Raw genomic sequence first — 14,615 nt, forward strand, 5'->3', positions numbered from 1 at the left:
GTCTTTCCATTCGAATCCAACAAGGTGTTCCCATGACTCACGCAAACAAGATCGCCCTGGTCACCGGCGCCACCCGCGGCATCGGCCTGGAAACCGTGCGCCAGCTGGCCCGGGCCGGCGTGCACGTGCTGCTGGCCGGCCGCGACCGCGGCCGGGCGGTGGAGGCGGCGCTGTCGCTGCAGGCCGAAGGGCTGAGCGTCGAGGCGCTGCAGCTGGACGTCACCGACCAGACCAGCATCGACGCGGCGGTCGAGCAGGTGAACCAGCGCCACGGCGTGCTCGACATCCTGGTCAACAACGCCGGCATCATGATCGACGACATCGCGCTCAAGCCCTCGCAGCAGACGCTGGAGACCTGGCGCACGACCTTCGACACCAATCTGTTCGCGGTGGTCGCCACCACACGCGCCTTCCTCCCGCTGCTGCGTGCGGCGCGCGCAGGCCGCATCGTCAACGTGTCCAGCATCCTCGGCTCGCTGACCCTGCATGCGCAGCCGGGCTCGCCGATCTACGACTTCAAGGTGCCGGCCTACAACGCGTCCAAGAGCGCGGTGAACGCATGGACGGTGCAGCTGGCCTACGAGCTGCGCGACAGCACGGTCAAGGTCAACACCGTGCACCCCGGCTACGTGAAGACCGACATGAATGCCGGCGAGGGCGAAATCGAAGTCGAGCAGGGCGCGCACAGCAGCGTCGCGATGGCGCTGCTGGACGACGACGGCCCCAACGGCAGCTTCACCTACCTGGGCGAGGTGCTGCCATGGTGATCCGTCCGCTGGTGGTCGCGCTGGCGACCGCGGTGCTGGCGGCGTGCACGGTCGGCCCGGAGTACCGGGCCGCCGAGCCGGCGCCGGTCGAACTCGGCAATGCGGCGGTCGACGGCGTGTTCGTCGCGCAGTCGCCGGTCGCGGCCTGGTGGCGGCAGTTCGACGATCCGGTGCTGGACCGGCTGGTGGTCGACGCGTTGATCGCCAACCCGGACCTGCGCCTGGCGATGACCCGCGTGCAGGAGGCGCGCTCGGTCTTCGTCGAGCGCCGCTTGGACGTGCTGCCGCACGTCACCGCCGGCGCCACCCAGACCCGCACCGGCACGCCCGACGGGCAGGGCGCGCGCACCGTCACCGAGGAGAACAGCCTGGGCCTGGACGTGGCCTGGGAGCTGGATCTGTTCGGGCGTCTGCGCCGCGGCGCGCAGGCGGCGCGGGCCGACCTGGAGGCCGAGCAGGCCGGCCTGGCCGATGCCCAGGTCAGCGTCGCGGCCGAAGTCGCCGGCAACTACTTCCAGCTGCGCGGCGCGCAGCAGCGGATCGCGGTGGCCGAGCGCACGCTGGAGAACCTGCGCGACACCCAGCGCTTGACCGAAACCCGGCACGAACTGGGTGCCGGCAGCGAGCTGGACGTGCAGAGCAGCCGTGCGCGGCTGAAGGCAATCGAGGCCGAACTGCCGCTGCTGCGCACCACCGAGGCGCAGGCGCGGCACCGGCTGGCGGTGCTGCTCGGCTTGCGTCCTGGTGCGCTGGACACGCGTCTGGTGCCGCGCGACACGCCGGCCTACGCGCGCGCGTTGCCGATCGGCGATGCACGTGACCTGCTGCGCAACCGTCCCGATGTGCGTGCGGCCGAGCGACGCCTGGCCTCGGCCACCGCGCGGGTCGGCGTGGCCACCGCCGACCTCTTCCCGCGGATCAGCCTGCAGGGCTTCGCCGGGTTCCTGTCCGGCAGCAGCTCCGGCCTGGTCAACGGCGACAACCGCGGCTGGTCGGTGACGCCGGGCATCAGCTGGGCCGCGTTCGACCTCGGCAGCGTGCGTGCGCGCCTGCGTGCCAGCGAGGCCCGTGCGGACGGCGTGGCGATCCAGTACGAGCAGGCGGTGCTGACCGCGCTGGAGGAGACCGAAAACGCCCTGGTCGCCCACGCACGACAGCGCCAGCGGCTCGAGCTGGTGGTCGAACAGGCCAGCGCGGCGCGCCGCGCGGCCGAACTGGCCGACATCAGCTACCGCGAGGGCGCGGCCGACTTCCTGGTCCTGCTCGATGCGCAGCGCAACCAGCTGCAGGCCGACGATGCACTGGCTGCCGCCGAAGCGGCGGTCAACACCTCGGCGGTGGCGGTCTACAAGGCGCTCGGCGGCTGGGGCGAGAACCCGCCGCCGGATGCACAGGGCGGCCTCGCCGGCGGTTGAGCACGGTGGTGCCACATCCGACACGGCGGCTTCACGCGAAGCCGCCGATGTTGCGCGCATGACCGACTGGATCGCCGAACTGCAGCTGCTGCCGGGTGTGCTCTATGCGATGGCCCTGGGTGGGGCCATCGGCTACGAACGCGAACTGAAGAACCGTCCGGCAGGCTTCCGCACGCACATGCTGGTGGCCGGCACGGCGTCGCTGCTGCTGGGGTTGAGCCTGTTCGTGCTCGAGCACGAGCGTTACGCCGGCGAGGGCCTGCAGATCGATCCGCTGCGTCTGGTCGAGGCGGTGATCGCCGGTGTCTCGTTCATCGGAGCCGGCACCATCTTCGCCTCGCGCGGCGGCCGCGGCGTCGAGGGCATCACCACCGCTGCGTCGCTGCTGATGGTCGCCGCGATCGGCATCACCGTCGGCTTCCGCTACTACGTGCTGGCACTGGCGATCACCCTGCTGGCACTGGTCGTACTGACCATGCTGCGCTGGCTGGAACGCCGCCCACGGCGGCAGACGCGGGATGCCCGGCCGGCCGTTGACGACGGTGACGATGAAACCGGCGCCGATCTGGTCCGTCGTGCCGGCAAGCCCTGAGCCGCCGCCACCGTAACGGGGGCGGCGCATCACGAGGCGATGCGGCAGGAGCTACCGCTCAGACGCGGTCCTGGAGGCCATCCACGCCGGCATGAACCGCGCAGTGGGCGCAGCAGAAGACGCGTCCGTCATGTTCGGCACCGTGGCCGATGATCCTGCAACCGCAATGCGCACAGGTCGGCGCCAATGCCTGGATCGCGCATTCGAAGGCGTCGAACCGCCCGCCGCGGCCGTCGGCCAGCGTGACGGTGAACGCCTTGTCGTAATCGTTGCCGCAGGTATCGCACCTGGCCATGGCGCCTCTCCGATGCAGTGAACAGGCGGCTCATTGCACACTCCCGGTGGTGAACGCAGGGCGAGATCCGGTGGCCTTCCTGTGGCGATGCAGCCAGGCGTACAGCGTCGGCAGCACCAGCAGGGTCAGCAGGGTCGAGGAGACGATGCCGCCGATCACCACGGTCGCCAGCGGGCGCTGCACCTCGGCGCCGGCGCCGACGTTGAACGCCATCGGCACGAAGCCCAGCGACGCGACCAGCGCGGTCATCAGCACCGGACGCAGGCGGCCCATCGCGCCTGTGGTGACGGCGTCAGCCAGCGGCATGCCGTCATCGAGCAGCCTGCGGATGAAGGACACCATCACCACGCCGTTGAGCACGGCCACGCCGGACAACGCGATGAAGCCGACGCCTGCCGAGATCGACAGCGGAATGCCACGCGCGGCGAGGGCGAGCACGCCGCCGGTCAGCGCCAGCGGCACGCCGGAGAACACGATCAGCGCATCGCGGCCCGAGCCGAACGCCATGAACAGCAGGCCGAAGATCAGCAGCAGGGTCGCCGGCACCACCATGCTCAGGCGCCGGCTGGCCGAGATCAGCTGCTCGAAGCTGCCGCCATAGGCGATCCAGTAGCCGGTCGGCACCTCGACATCGGCCTCGATCTTCGACTTCAGTTCCTCGACGAAGCCACCCAGGTCGCGGCCGCGCACGTTGGCGGTGACCACGACGCGGCGCTTGCCGTCCTCGCGGTTGACCTGGTTCGGTCCGCTGCGGCTCTCGATCTTCGCGACCTCGCGCAGCGGAATCGTCTGCGGCATGCTACGCATGCCGCCGCCCCAGCCGGCCTCGTCGGCACCGTTGGCCACGCCCAGCGACACCGGCAGGTCGGCCAGTGCCGACGGATCCTGGCGCAGGCGCTCCGGCAGGCGCACGACGATGTCGAAGCGGCGGTCGCCCTCGAAGAACTGGCCGGCCTCGGCGCCACCGACCGCGGTCGCGACCAGGTCCTGCACGTCGCTGGCGTTGAGCCCGTAGCGCACCAGCGAGGCGGTCTGTGGCAGCACCTCCAGCATCGGCAGGCCTTCGGTTTCTTCCAGGCGCACGTCGGCCGCGCCCGGCACCGTCTGCGCGACCTGCTCGATCCGCTTGCCGACCTCGGCCAGCTTTTCCAGATCGTCGCCGTAGAGCTTGATCGCCACGTCCGCGCGGACGCCGGAAATCAGCTCGTTCATGCGCATCTGGATCGGCTGGGTGAACTCGTAGTTGTTGCCGGGCAGCTGCTCGACCGCCTCCTCGATCTCGGTCACCAGCGTGGCCTTCAGCTTGCGTGGGTTGGGCCAATCGGAACGCGGCTTGAGCATCACGAAGGTGTCTGCCACCGATGGCGGCATCGGGTCGCTGGCGACCTCGGCGGTACCGATTTTCGAGAACACCCGCAGCACCTCGGGGAACTGCAGGATCCGCCGCTCCACCGTCTGCTGCATCCGCACCGACTGCTCCACGCCAGTGCCGGGAATGCGCATCGCATGCAGCGCGATGTCGCCTTCGTCCAGGTTGGGAATGAACTCGGTGCCCAGACGCGGCGCGAGCAGGGCGCAGCCGACGGTCAACACGACCGCGCCGGTCAGCACCGGCACGCGGTGGCGCAGCGACCAGCGCAGCAGCGGCGCATAGCGGTCGCTGGACCAGCGCATCAGCCGGTTGTCGTGCTCCTGCACGCGCCCGCCCATGAACACCGCGATCGCGGCCGGCACGAAGGTCAGCGCCAGCAGCATCGCGCCGGTCAGGGCCAGCACCACGGTGATCGCCATCGGGTGGAACATCTTGCCTTCGACGCCGGTCAGCGCGAACACCGGCAGATACACCGCCGCGATGATGCCGACGCCGAACAGGCTGGGGCGGATCACCTCGGCGGTGGCGCTGGCGGTCAGCGAGAAGCGTTCCTCCAGCGACAGCACGCGGCCCAGCCGCGCCTGCAGTTCGCCGAAGCGGCGCAGGCAGTTCTCGATGATGATCACCGCGCCGTCGACGATCAGGCCGAAGTCCAGTGCGCCCAGACTCATCAGGTTGCCGGACACGCCGCCGCGGACCATGCCGGTCAGGGTGAACAGCATCGCCAGCGGGATCACCGCCGCGGTGATCAGCGCCGCCCGCACGTTGCCCAGCAGCAGGAACAGCACCGCGATGACCAGCAGCGCGCCTTCGACCAGGTTCCTGGTGACGGTGCCGATCGTGCGGTCGACCAGCGCGGTGCGGTCGTAGACCGGGATCGCCTTGACCCCCGCCGGCAGGCTGCGCGTGGCCACTTCCAGACGCGCGGCCGCGGCCTGCGACACATCGCGGCTGTTGGCGCCGACCAGCATGAACACCGTGCCCAGCACGACTTCCTCGCCGTCCATCGTCGCCGCACCGCTGCGCAGTTCTCGGCCTTCGCCGACCTCGGCGACATCGCCCACACGGATCGGCACGCCGTCGCGACGGTCCAGCACGATGTCGCCGATCGCGTCGACGTCGGCCACCTGTCCGGGCGCACGCACCAGCAGCTGCTGGCCGTTGCGTTCGATGTAGCCGGCACCGACGTTGCGGTTGTTGGCGGTGACCGCGGCGGTGATCTCGGCGAAGCCCAGCCCATACGCCGACAGCCGTGCCGGATCGGGGGTCACATGGATCTGCCGCGCATAGCCGCCGATGGTGTTGATCTCGGTGACGCCGGGCACGTTGCGCAGCTGGGGCCGGATCACCCAGTCCTGCAGCGTGCGCAGGTCGGTGGCGGTGTAGCGCTGGCCGTCGGGACGGCGCGCGTCCGGTTCGGCCTCGACCGTGTACATGAAGATCTCGCCCAGACCGGTGGCGACCGGGCCGAGCTCGGGCTCCAGCCCGGGCGGCAGCTGCGCGCGCACCTGCTGCAGGCGTTCGGCCACCTGCTGGCGGGCGAAGTACAGGTCGGTGCCGTCGTGGAAGGCGACGGTCACCTGCGACAGGCCGTAGCGCGACAGCGAGCGCGTGTAGTCCAGGCCGGGAATGCCGGCCATCGCGGTCTCGACCGGGAAGGTGACGCGCTGTTCGGCCTCCATTGGCGAGTGGCCGGGCGCGGCGGTGTTGATCTGTACCTGGACGTTGGTGATGTCGGGGGTGGCGTCGATCGGCAGGCGCAGGCCGCTCCACACGCCGACGGCGACAAGGACAGCGGTCAACGCCAGCATCAGCCAGCGGTGCCGGATCGAACATCGGATCAGGGTCTCGAGCATGGCGGCGTCCTCAGTGCGCGTGGGTCGCGCCGGCCTTTTCGATGTCGGCCTTCACCACGTAGCTCTGCGCGACCACGACCTGCTCGCCGGCCTTCAGGCCGTCGAGGATCTCGACCTGGCGGTCGTCGCGGTAACCGAGCTTCACCGGACGTGCGTCGTAACGCTCGCCGGTGTTGATGAACACCACGTCCTGGCCGTCCATCTGCTGGACCGCATCCTGCGGCAGCACCAGCGCCGCATCGCGCTTCTCGACGGTGACCCGGGCCTTGACCGCCGAGCCCGGGCGCCAGCGGCCATCGCTGTTGTCGATGCGCGCGCGTGCGACCGTGCTCTGGCTGGCGGTGGCCATGCCGGGCAGCACGCGGTCGAGCACGGTGTCGATGCTGACCCCGTCGCTGAGCCGGCTGACCGTGGCCGGCGCGCCGGCGGCGATGTGCTCGGCGTCGGCGCCGAACAGGTGCAGGTCCACCCACAGCGTGGACAGATCGGCGATCTCGAACAACACCGCGCCCTCGGCGGCCATGCCGCCGACCTCGGCCTGGCGGCTCATCACTACGCCGGCCAGCGGTGCGGTGATCGCATAGCTGCTCAGGCTCAGGTTGCTTTCCACCGTGGCCAGCACCTGGCCGGCGCGGACGGTATCGCCGGCCTGCACCCTGACGCTGCGGATCGGCCCGGCGAAGCGGGCCGCGACCTGGGCGCTGCGGCCTTCGACCGGCAGCAGCAGGCCCTGCACTTCATGCGCATCGGTCAGCACGCCGGCGCCTGCGGTGGCGACCCGGATGCCGGCATCGGCAGCGATCGCGGCATCGATCGTCGTAGAGGTCGCGTGCCCGTCTTCCGCGTGGTCTTCGTCCTCGGCGTGGTCGTGTCGGTCGCCGCTTCTGCCTTCGGAAGAGGCGGCCTTCGGTGCGTGGTCGTGGTCATGCGCGGCGTCGGCCTTATCGTCGCCGCAGCCGGACAGCAGCAGGCAGAGCAGGGCAGCCGGTACCGCGGCGCGGATGGGGAGACGGCTCATCGGGACACCTCCGCAGCAGCCGGCGCAGTGCTGTCGGTGTGTTCGTGGCCATCGTCGTGTACGTGGTCGTCGTCTTTGGCGTGCGCGTCATCCTGCGCGGCGGCATCGGCATCGCCGTGCCGTCCGCCATCGGCCGGAGCCGCGTGCGCGTCGTCGTCATGCGCATGCGTGTCGTTATGGGCATGGTCGTCGCCGTCGTCATGCGCATGCGGGCCGTTCGCGGCATCGGTGCCGGCGGCATGCTCATGCTCGTGGTCGTGCGTGTCTTCGTTCTTGCCGCCACCACAGGCGATCAGCAGCAGCGACAGCAGCGCGGCCGGCAGGGCGGCGCGGATCAGGAAACGGATCATCGTGAAGCATCCTTGGAGTCGTTGGACGGGCCGGCGACGAACGCCTGGCCGGTGAGGCGCTGGATCTCGATCAGCGCGGCATGGGCGTCGAGCACGGCGTCCAGTTGGCGGCGCAGCGCGGCGATGCGCTCGGCCTGCAGCTGGTGCCATTCCAGCGCGCTGGCCGCGCCATTGCGATAGGCGTTGCCGGCGGCGGTCTCTGCGCGTTCGATCAGCGGCAGCACCTCGCTGCGCAGCTGGCGGCTCTGCCAGGCGGCGGCCTGGTAGCGGTCGTGCGCGTCGACCAGGGTCGAGTACAGCGTGGTGGACTGGACCTCGCGTTCGATCTCCAGCGCGGCCAGCGCGTTTTCGGCCGAGCGGATTCCGGGCTGGGCGCGTTGACGGCTGCCCAGTGCGATGCCCAGACCGGCGACCAGACCGACGTCGCCGCTGGCTTGTTCGCGACGCAGGCCCAGCGACCACGCGATGTCGGGGCTGACGTCGCTGCGGGCCAGGCGCAGGCGCGCCTCGGCCAGCCGCTGCGCATCGGTGAAGCGGGCCAGTTCCGGCGTGCGCTCGAGCCAGTCCGACAACGTCTCCAGATCCGACAGCTCCGGCAGCTGGCCGAGGTCGGTGCTCACCGGATCGAAACGCGGGTTGCGTTCGCCCCACAGCGCGGCCAGATGACGGCGTGCGGCATCGGTGCGCTGCTGCGCGGCCGCGCCGTCGAGCTGGGCTTCCACCAGCTGCGCCTGCGCGCCGAGCAGGACCGACTCCGGCGAGGCACCGGCCTGGAAGCGATGGCGCGCGGCCGTGACCATGCGCTGGCGCTGGGCGACGTCGGTCGCGGCGATGGCCTGGCGTTCGTGCGCGGCCAGCAGCGCCAGATAACGGCGTGCGGTCTCGGCCATCAGATCCACGCGCTGGGTCTCGCGCTGGACGGCGAGGCCATCGATCTGCTGCTGCGCCAGCGCGCGACGGGCGTCGAGCTTGCCGCCACGTTCGAACACCGACGCCAGCCCGAAGGTGACTTCGCTGTTGCCGGTGCCGCTGGCTTCGCCGCTGCCGAAAGCGTTCTCGATCTCGACACCGGCCTGCAGCGCGGGGCGCTGCGCGGCGATGTCGCGCTGGGTTTCAAGTTCGACCTGCTGGTACTGCCACAGGCGCAGGTCGGGATGGGTCCTGGCGACACGTGCAAGCGCATCGTCCAGGCTCAGGCGGTCGCCGGCATGCGCGGGCAGGGCCCACGCAAGCAGGGCGACCAGCGCGGCGGTGGCCGCGGGTCGTACGGACATGGTGTTGCTCTCCGAAGAAGACGGGGCGAGGACGCGGCCGCGTGATGGCCGCCAGGCTCAGCCGGCGATCGGAGGGCGGAACGGTGCGAGCAGGCGCATGCTGGCGATGTCGGGCGCCTCGGCCGACGGCGCGTCGGCGTGCGGAGGCAGCGGCAGCATCGCGGTCAGCGAGGTGGCCGGCGTCGCCGGCTGGTGACCGCAGCAGTGTGCGAAGTGGAGCAGGGCGTGCAGACCGCCGTCATCGTCGTGCGCGTCGCCGGCGTGGCTGTCCTGGTGCAGGTGGGTACCGGCCGGGTCATGGGCGAACTCATGCAGTTCGCCAAGCGCGGACAAGGTCGGGCGCGCGAGCAGGCTCAACACCAGCAGCGCCATCGCAAGCAGCTGCAGCAGGGTAGGACGGCGGCGGAGGCGCGTGAGGCGCGGCATCCATGGAGCCTAGCCGGCGTTCACCTCGTTACACAATTGCCGGGCCGCCATGCACGCATGGATGAGGAAGACGCACCGCCCCGGCATCTTCGCGGGGCAGGATCGGCCGCCGTCCGTACCGATCTCAGAGTTTGCTGCTGTCGACCAGCTGCCGGCCCTGCTGGGTCAGGTCGATGTCGCCATCCTCGCCCTGCGCCGCATATCCCTCGCGTACCGCACGGTTGGCGTCCTCGTCGCTGACCGGCCTGGTCGCCTGGATGTCCTGCAGGATCCGCAGCAGTTCGCGGTCGGATTCCATGGATGTCGTCCTCTGGCCGTGGGGGACGACCACGCTGACGTGCGGGCCGTGACGGACGCGTGGCGGCCCAGGACGCGTGTGCTGCAGGCAACAAAAAAGCCGGGCCCCAACGACGGGATCCCGGCTTTTCCTGGCCCTTGCAGGCCGCGTTGGTGGAGGTGGGCGGAGTTGAACCGCCGTCCGAAGGTACTCCATCTCCAGCACTACATGCTTAGCTCACCGTTGGATCTCGCTCCGGAACAGCACGGTGCGCGAAGCGCATCCCGGAACCAGCCTGTTTTGTTCAAGCCGTGACTGACAGGCAGCCGTCACAGCCGGTTCCGTGATAATGACCCTACACCTACGAGCACGGGCACAAGATAGGTTCGGGGCTTACGCCTTAAGCGGCGAGAGCGTAGTTGTCGTCGTTGGCAACTAGAGTTTTGCCGCTGGATTAACGAGGAAAGCTGCCCCCTCGGCATGCGCCAGTCGACTTCGCAGCCCCCGTCGAAACCAGGACACCCCCGGAAACTTCGGGCGAGAAAGATCGCCAGACGGGGAGCAGTGTAGGGGCGGGCGGGCAGGCCCACAAGGGCGCGCGCCGCTCGCGATGCCCTGCATTCATGACCGCACCACCCACCGGCACAGCGCTGCGCCCGGATCAGGCGTCCTTGTTGTGCCGGCGCATCACGCGCTGCTTCTCGCGCTGCCAGTCGCGCTCCTTCAGCGTCTCGCGCTTGTCGTGGTCCTGCTTGCCCTTGGCCAGCGCGATCTCGAGCTTGATCTTGTTCTTGCTCCAGTACATCGCGGTCGGCACCAGGGTGTAGCCGTCGCGCTGGACGCCGCCGATCAGCTTGTCGATCTCGTGCCGGTGCAGCAGCAGCTTGCGCTGGCGGCGGTCGTTGGCGATCACATGGGTCGAGGCCTGGATCAGCGGGGTGATCTGGGCGCCGATCAGGAAGATCTCGCCATCCTGCACGTAGGCGTAGCCGTCGGTGAGGTTGGCGCGACCGGCACGGATCGCCTTCACCTCCCAGCCCTGAAGCGCCAGGCCGGCCTCGACCCGGTCGACCAGGTGGTACTCGTGGCGGGCGCGCTTGTTCAGCGCGATGGTGCGGTTGGCCGGCTCGTTCTTCGCCTTTGCCTTATCATTGGCGGACTTCTTGCTCATGCGCCCATTGTCGCCGAATTCGGGGCGGCAGGCTGCACCCGTACAGGTTTTTCCTTCCACATGCCGCAGATCCAACGCAGCGCCCTGGTCGGCCACCCGGCCCACCGCATGTTCGACCTGGTCAACGACGTCGCCGCCTATCCGCGCCGCTTCAGCTGGTGCGAAACCGCCGAAGTGCTCGAACACGACGACACCCGCATGCTGGCGCGGCTGGACCTGGGCCTGGGATCGTTGCGGACCTGGTTCACCACCGAGAACCTGCTGGAGCGGCCGCACCGGATCGACATGCAGCTGCGCGACGGACCGTTCAAGCGGCTGCACGGGCTGTGGCAGTTCCAGCCGCTGTCGGACGAAGCCTGCAAGGTCACCCTGACCCTGGATTTCGAGCCTGCATCACGCCTGCTGGGCCCGGTGTTCGCGCTGGGTTTCCAGGGACTGGCCGACCGCATGGTCGACGATTTCGTGCGTGTGGCCGACCGCGAGGGTTGATCGATGCTGCGCGTGCAGCTGGTGATGGCCTGGCCGGGGCGCCACGTGCTGCGCGAGCTGCAGCTGCCCGACGGTGCGTGCGTGGACGACGCCCTGCGCATGGCGGCCCTGGACGACACCGGGAGCGTGGCCGGCTATGCGGTGTTCGGCGTGGCTGCCGACCGGCAGACCTTGCTGCACGATGGCGACCGGGTCGAACTGCTGCGGGCGCTGGTGGCCGACCCGAAGGACGCGCGGCGCAGGCGCGCTGATCGCCAGCGCGAAGGCTGACGCGGATCCGGTCGTGTTTGCTGCGGCGCCCGCGGGCACGGGCGCCGTGACTGCGATCGACGCCTCAGCGACGGCGCTGGTTCTTGTCGCGGGCCAGGTTCGGGCCGAACTGGCGCAGCGACTTGCCGGCGAGCTCGGCGTCCTGTTCGGCGAAGTAGTCGCCTTCCCAGCTGACCAGCGCATCGTTCTCGAAGTGCAGGACCAGGTTCTTGCGCTCGACGTTGCCGGCGCGGTCCACACGCTGCGAACCGGCGTAGTCCCAGCGCTGCGCATGGAACGGATCGGCGACCGACGGCGTACCCAGCAGGCCGACGACCTGCTGCTTGGTCAGGCCGGCACGTAGTTGTTCGACCGCTTCCTTCTCGACCAGGTTGCCCTGGTAGATCGGCTGCTTGTAGAGGATGCCGCAGCCGGCGACGGCGAGCGACAGGGGGGCGATCAGCAGCAGGCGTCGGAGCATCGTGCGGGTACGCGGGAAGGACGGTGGGGCGATGATACACTCCCGGCGCTTGTCGCGGCCCGCTACATGGCGGCCGGCGGTAAACCGCCAGTGAACGGAGAAAGAGCCATGGAATCGAACGATCTGCGCCGCGTCGGCCTCAAGGTGACGCATCCGCGCATGCGCATCCTCGAACTGCTCGAGCAGAAGAAGCCCGAGCACCACATGACCGCCGAGGACATCTACCGGGCGCTGCTCGAGCATGGCGACGAGATCGGGCTGGCCACGGTGTACCGCGTGCTGACCCAGTTCGAAGCCGCGGGGCTGGTGCTCAAGCACAACTTCGAGGGCGGCCAGGCGATGTACGAACTGGACCGCGGCGGCCACCACGACCACATGGTCGACGTCGACACTGGTGCGATCATCGAGTTCGAAAGCGCCGAGATCGAAAAGCTGCAGCGCGAGATCGCCGCCAAGTACGGCTACGAGCTGGAAGAACACTCGCTGGTGCTGTACGTCCGCAAGAAGCGGCGCTGAGCCGTCGTCTGCCGGCCGGCGCGGACCGCGCCGGTCGCTTCCGGCGACGCATCGCCGGGGCATCCACTTCCCCCGGTTCCGGCGCCCGTATCGCCAGCGTCGGCATGCCTGCCGGTCGGCGACCATCCGCCGGGCGATGACGTCGCGCCGCGGCTCGGCGCCTGCCCGATGGCTGGACGGCGCGGGTCGGGAGCCCGGCGCGCGTCCATGGTGCTGGAGTTCCGGTCCTGCCCGGAGCCGGACGGCCGCAGATGGGCGCACCTTCCTGCTTCATGGGGGATGATCCGTTGGAGTGCGTTTCCAGCCGGGGCGTGTCGACGCGCCGGTTCGTGCAGGCAACCGGGTCCCGCACCGTCTCCGCTCAGGCCGCGCCGGCAATCAACCGGCGCGCGGCCGCATGCGCTTCCTTGCTGACCTCGACGCCGCCGAGCATGCGCGCCACTTCCTGCTCGCGGGCCTTGGCGTCCAGACGCTCGACCGAACTCTGGGTCATGCCTTCGACCGGCGCCTTGCTGACCCGGTAGTGGGCGTGGCCCTGCGCGGCGACCTGCGGCTGGTGGGTCACGCACAGCACCTGGCGTTCGGTGCCGAGCGCACGCAGCTTCTGGCCGACGATCTCGGCGACCGCGCCGCCGATGCCGGAGTCGACCTCGTCGAACACCATGGTCGGCACCGCGTCCGAGCCGAGCGCGGCGACCTCGATCGCCAGCGAAATGCGCGACAGCTCGCCGCCGGACGCGACCTTGCGCAGCGGCCGCGGTGGCTGGCCGGCATTGGCCGCGACCAGGAACTCGGCGCGTTCGGCCCCGTTCGGGTCCGGCTTGCCGGGCTCGACCGGCTCCAGTTCGATGACGAAGCGCCCGCCGCCCATCCCGAGCTCGCCGATCAGCGTGCTGGTCGCCTTCGAGAGCGCATCGGCCGCCTTGCGCCGGGTGGTGCCCAGGGCGTCGGCCGCCTTCTGCCAGGCGTCGCGGGACTGGGCGATCTCCTGGTCGAGGATGGCCAGGCGTTCGCCGGCGCCGCGCAGCGCGCTCAGTTCGCTGCCGAGCGCGTCGCGGCGCTCGGCCAGCTGGGTCGGAGTGACCCGGTGCTTGCGGGCCAGGTCGTGGACACGGGCCAGCCGCGCCTCGAGTTCTTCCAGCCGGGCCGGGTCCAGTTCCAGGTCGTCGCGGATGCGGTTGACCATCGCCAGCGCCTCGTCGATCTGCAGGCCGGCGCTTTCCAGCAGCGCGTCGGCTTCGCCCAGGCGCGGTTCGTGTTCGGTGGCACGGCCGAGCGCGGCGCGGACCTGCAGCAGCAGACGGTCCAGCGACGGGCCCTCGTCGCCACCGAGGCGGGCGACGGCTTCGTCGCAGGCGGCGATCAGGCCGGCCGCATGCGCCTGGCGACGGTGCGCGGCATCCAGTGCCTCCAGCGCGGCCGGGTCCAGGTCCTCGCGCTCCAGTTCGGCGTGCTGATGCTCCAGCCAGGCGATGCGGTCGGACACGTCGCCCTGGGCAGAGAGCCGCTCGCGCTCGTCGAGCAGGCCCTGCCAGTGACGCGCGGCCTCGCGTACGCGGGCGCGCTGCGCGGCGTTGCCGGCATGGGCGTCGAGCAGGGCCAGCTGGCTGGCGCGCGCCATCAGCGACTGGTGCTCGTGCTGGCCGTGGATCTCGACCAGCAGCCCGGCCAGTTCGCCGAGCTGGGCCATCGTCGCCGGGCGCCCGTTGATCCAGGCGCGCGAGCCGCCATCGGCACGGATCACGCGGCGCAGCTGGCACTGGCCGTCCTCGTCCAGTTCGTTGGCCTGCAGCCAGGCCAGGGCCGGCGCGCCGTCGTCCAGCTCGAATTCGGCGGCCAGTTCGGCGCGTTCGCTGCCATGGCGGACGACGCCGCTGTCGGCGCGCAGGCCGGACAGGAAGCCCAGCGCGTCGACCAGCAGCGACTTGCCGGCGCCGGTTTCGCCGGAAATGACGGTCATGCCTGGTCCGAACTCCAGCTCGGTGACGCGGACGACGGCGAAATCCTTGAGTGCGAGATGTCTGAGCATGCGCGGTGGGCTCCGTGGACACCCATTAGAACGCATCG

The 14,615-nt window shown here is 70.2% G+C and carries 16 protein-coding genes and 1 other RNA gene; 6 read left to right on the forward strand and 11 right to left on the reverse strand.

The window, feature by feature from the left end; all coding sequences use genetic code 11:
* Positions 1-32: 32 nt before the first annotated feature.
* Genes IB242_RS05970 through IB242_RS05980 form a run of 3 tightly spaced genes read left to right on the forward strand, consistent with a single transcriptional unit; the run spans position 33 to position 2,774 of the window.
* Positions 33-767: an SDR family oxidoreductase gene (locus IB242_RS05970; RefSeq protein ID WP_192276893.1), complete on the forward strand. Its 735-nt coding sequence runs from the start codon at positions 33-35 to the stop codon at positions 765-767.
* Positions 761-2,182, forward strand: coding sequence for an efflux transporter outer membrane subunit (locus IB242_RS05975; protein WP_192276896.1), 1,422 nt, complete (start codon positions 761-763; stop codon positions 2,180-2,182). Before IB242_RS05970 ends, IB242_RS05975 begins: the two co-directional genes overlap by 7 nt.
* 58 nt (positions 2,183-2,240) lie before the next feature.
* A complete protein-coding gene (locus IB242_RS05980) occupies positions 2,241-2,774 on the forward strand; it encodes an MgtC/SapB family protein (protein ID WP_192276899.1) in 534 nt (177 codons plus the stop codon).
* A 58-nt stretch (positions 2,775-2,832) separates the two neighbouring features.
* Here IB242_RS05980 and IB242_RS20820 read toward each other — a convergent pair whose 3' ends face one another.
* The 9 genes from IB242_RS20820 to smpB all read right to left on the reverse strand — a co-directional run bounded on the left by IB242_RS20820 (position 2,833) and on the right by smpB (position 10,813).
* Complete coding sequence (locus IB242_RS20820; protein WP_343237092.1) at positions 2,833-3,069, reverse strand: hypothetical protein; 237 nt, start codon at positions 3,067-3,069, stop codon at positions 2,833-2,835.
* A 30-nt stretch (positions 3,070-3,099) separates the two neighbouring features.
* Positions 3,100-6,297: a CusA/CzcA family heavy metal efflux RND transporter gene (locus IB242_RS05990; protein ID WP_192276905.1), complete on the reverse strand. Its 3,198-nt coding sequence runs from the start codon at positions 6,295-6,297 to the stop codon at positions 3,100-3,102.
* 10 nt (positions 6,298-6,307) lie between these two features.
* Positions 6,308-7,315, reverse strand: a complete 1,008-nt coding sequence (locus tag IB242_RS05995) for an efflux RND transporter periplasmic adaptor subunit (RefSeq protein WP_192276908.1) — start codon at positions 7,313-7,315, stop codon at positions 6,308-6,310.
* Positions 7,312-7,665, reverse strand: coding sequence for a hypothetical protein (locus tag IB242_RS06000; protein WP_192276911.1), 354 nt, complete (start codon positions 7,663-7,665; stop codon positions 7,312-7,314). The genes IB242_RS05995 and IB242_RS06000 overlap by 4 nt, the downstream gene beginning before the upstream one ends.
* The gene (locus IB242_RS06005) at positions 7,662-8,939 is read right to left on the reverse strand and encodes a TolC family protein (RefSeq protein ID WP_192276914.1); all 1,278 of its coding nucleotides are present in this window, start codon (positions 8,937-8,939) and stop codon (positions 7,662-7,664) included. The genes IB242_RS06000 and IB242_RS06005 overlap by 4 nt, the downstream gene beginning before the upstream one ends.
* 57 nt (positions 8,940-8,996) lie before the next feature.
* On the reverse strand, positions 8,997-9,365 hold the full coding sequence (locus tag IB242_RS06010; RefSeq protein WP_192276917.1) for a hypothetical protein: 369 nt from the start codon (positions 9,363-9,365) through the stop codon (positions 8,997-8,999).
* Between the two features lie 124 nt (positions 9,366-9,489).
* On the reverse strand, positions 9,490-9,663 hold the full coding sequence (locus IB242_RS06015) for a hypothetical protein (protein ID WP_192276920.1): 174 nt from the start codon (positions 9,661-9,663) through the stop codon (positions 9,490-9,492).
* 150 nt (positions 9,664-9,813) lie between these two features.
* Positions 9,814-10,168, reverse strand: a transfer-messenger RNA (tmRNA) gene (gene ssrA / locus IB242_RS06020).
* A gap of 135 nt (positions 10,169-10,303) precedes the next feature.
* Positions 10,304-10,813, reverse strand: a complete 510-nt coding sequence (gene smpB / locus IB242_RS06025; protein ID WP_192276923.1) for an SsrA-binding protein SmpB — start codon at positions 10,811-10,813, stop codon at positions 10,304-10,306.
* Between the two features lie 60 nt (positions 10,814-10,873).
* Between smpB and IB242_RS06030 the strand changes: the two genes are divergently transcribed.
* The gene (locus IB242_RS06030; protein WP_192276926.1) at positions 10,874-11,302 is read left to right on the forward strand and encodes a type II toxin-antitoxin system RatA family toxin; all 429 of its coding nucleotides are present in this window, start codon (positions 10,874-10,876) and stop codon (positions 11,300-11,302) included.
* A 3-nt stretch (positions 11,303-11,305) separates the two neighbouring features.
* Positions 11,306-11,572, forward strand: coding sequence for an RnfH family protein (locus tag IB242_RS06035; RefSeq protein WP_192276929.1), 267 nt, complete (start codon positions 11,306-11,308; stop codon positions 11,570-11,572).
* A 64-nt stretch (positions 11,573-11,636) separates the two neighbouring features.
* On the opposite strand, the gene bamE is transcribed toward IB242_RS06035, so the two are convergent.
* Positions 11,637-12,032: an outer membrane protein assembly factor BamE gene (gene bamE / locus IB242_RS06040; RefSeq protein ID WP_192276932.1), complete on the reverse strand. Its 396-nt coding sequence runs from the start codon at positions 12,030-12,032 to the stop codon at positions 11,637-11,639.
* Between the two features lie 108 nt (positions 12,033-12,140).
* Between bamE and fur the strand changes: the two genes are divergently transcribed.
* Positions 12,141-12,548: a ferric iron uptake transcriptional regulator gene (fur, locus tag IB242_RS06045; protein WP_192276935.1), complete on the forward strand. Its 408-nt coding sequence runs from the start codon at positions 12,141-12,143 to the stop codon at positions 12,546-12,548.
* Positions 12,549-12,909: 361 nt separating this feature from the next.
* Here the strand turns inward: fur and recN are convergent, their stop codons facing one another.
* Positions 12,910-14,577, reverse strand: coding sequence for a DNA repair protein RecN (recN, locus tag IB242_RS06050; RefSeq protein WP_192276938.1), 1,668 nt, complete (start codon positions 14,575-14,577; stop codon positions 12,910-12,912).
* Positions 14,578-14,615 lie beyond the last annotated feature (38 nt).

This window comes from Xanthomonas sp. XNM01, assembly GCF_014851915.1.
Taxonomy (GTDB): Bacteria; Pseudomonadota; Gammaproteobacteria; order Xanthomonadales; family Xanthomonadaceae; genus Pseudoxanthomonas.

Excerpts from the sequence above, each read along its gene's own strand:
- IB242_RS06000 (WP_192276911.1), bottom strand. The coding sequence starts at position 7,665 with ATGATCCGTTTCCTGATCCGCGCCGCCCTGCCGGCCGCGCTGCTGTCG.
- IB242_RS05980 (WP_192276899.1), top strand. The coding sequence starts at position 2,241 with ATGACCGACTGGATCGCCGAACTGCAGCTGCTGCCGGGTGTGCTCTAT.
- IB242_RS06035 (WP_192276929.1), top strand. The coding sequence starts at position 11,306 with ATGCTGCGCGTGCAGCTGGTGATGGCCTGGCCGGGGCGCCACGTGCTG.
- fur (WP_192276935.1), top strand. The coding sequence starts at position 12,141 with ATGGAATCGAACGATCTGCGCCGCGTCGGCCTCAAGGTGACGCATCCG.
- IB242_RS20820 (WP_343237092.1), bottom strand. The coding sequence starts at position 3,069 with ATGGCCAGGTGCGATACCTGCGGCAACGATTACGACAAGGCGTTCACC.
- IB242_RS06015 (WP_192276920.1), bottom strand. The coding sequence starts at position 9,663 with ATGGAATCCGACCGCGAACTGCTGCGGATCCTGCAGGACATCCAGGCG.
- IB242_RS05995 (WP_192276908.1), bottom strand. The coding sequence starts at position 7,315 with ATGAGCCGTCTCCCCATCCGCGCCGCGGTACCGGCTGCCCTGCTCTGC.
- smpB (WP_192276923.1), bottom strand. The coding sequence starts at position 10,813 with ATGAGCAAGAAGTCCGCCAATGATAAGGCAAAGGCGAAGAACGAGCCG.
- IB242_RS06010 (WP_192276917.1), bottom strand. The coding sequence starts at position 9,365 with ATGCCGCGCCTCACGCGCCTCCGCCGCCGTCCTACCCTGCTGCAGCTG.
- recN (WP_192276938.1), bottom strand. The coding sequence starts at position 14,577 with ATGCTCAGACATCTCGCACTCAAGGATTTCGCCGTCGTCCGCGTCACC.
- bamE (WP_192276932.1), bottom strand. The coding sequence starts at position 12,032 with ATGCTCCGACGCCTGCTGCTGATCGCCCCCCTGTCGCTCGCCGTCGCC.
- IB242_RS05970 (WP_192276893.1), top strand. The coding sequence starts at position 33 with ATGACTCACGCAAACAAGATCGCCCTGGTCACCGGCGCCACCCGCGGC.
- IB242_RS05990 (WP_192276905.1), bottom strand. The coding sequence starts at position 6,297 with ATGCTCGAGACCCTGATCCGATGTTCGATCCGGCACCGCTGGCTGATG.
- IB242_RS05975 (WP_192276896.1), top strand. The coding sequence starts at position 761 with ATGGTGATCCGTCCGCTGGTGGTCGCGCTGGCGACCGCGGTGCTGGCG.
- IB242_RS06030 (WP_192276926.1), top strand. The coding sequence starts at position 10,874 with ATGCCGCAGATCCAACGCAGCGCCCTGGTCGGCCACCCGGCCCACCGC.
- IB242_RS06005 (WP_192276914.1), bottom strand. The coding sequence starts at position 8,939 with ATGTCCGTACGACCCGCGGCCACCGCCGCGCTGGTCGCCCTGCTTGCG.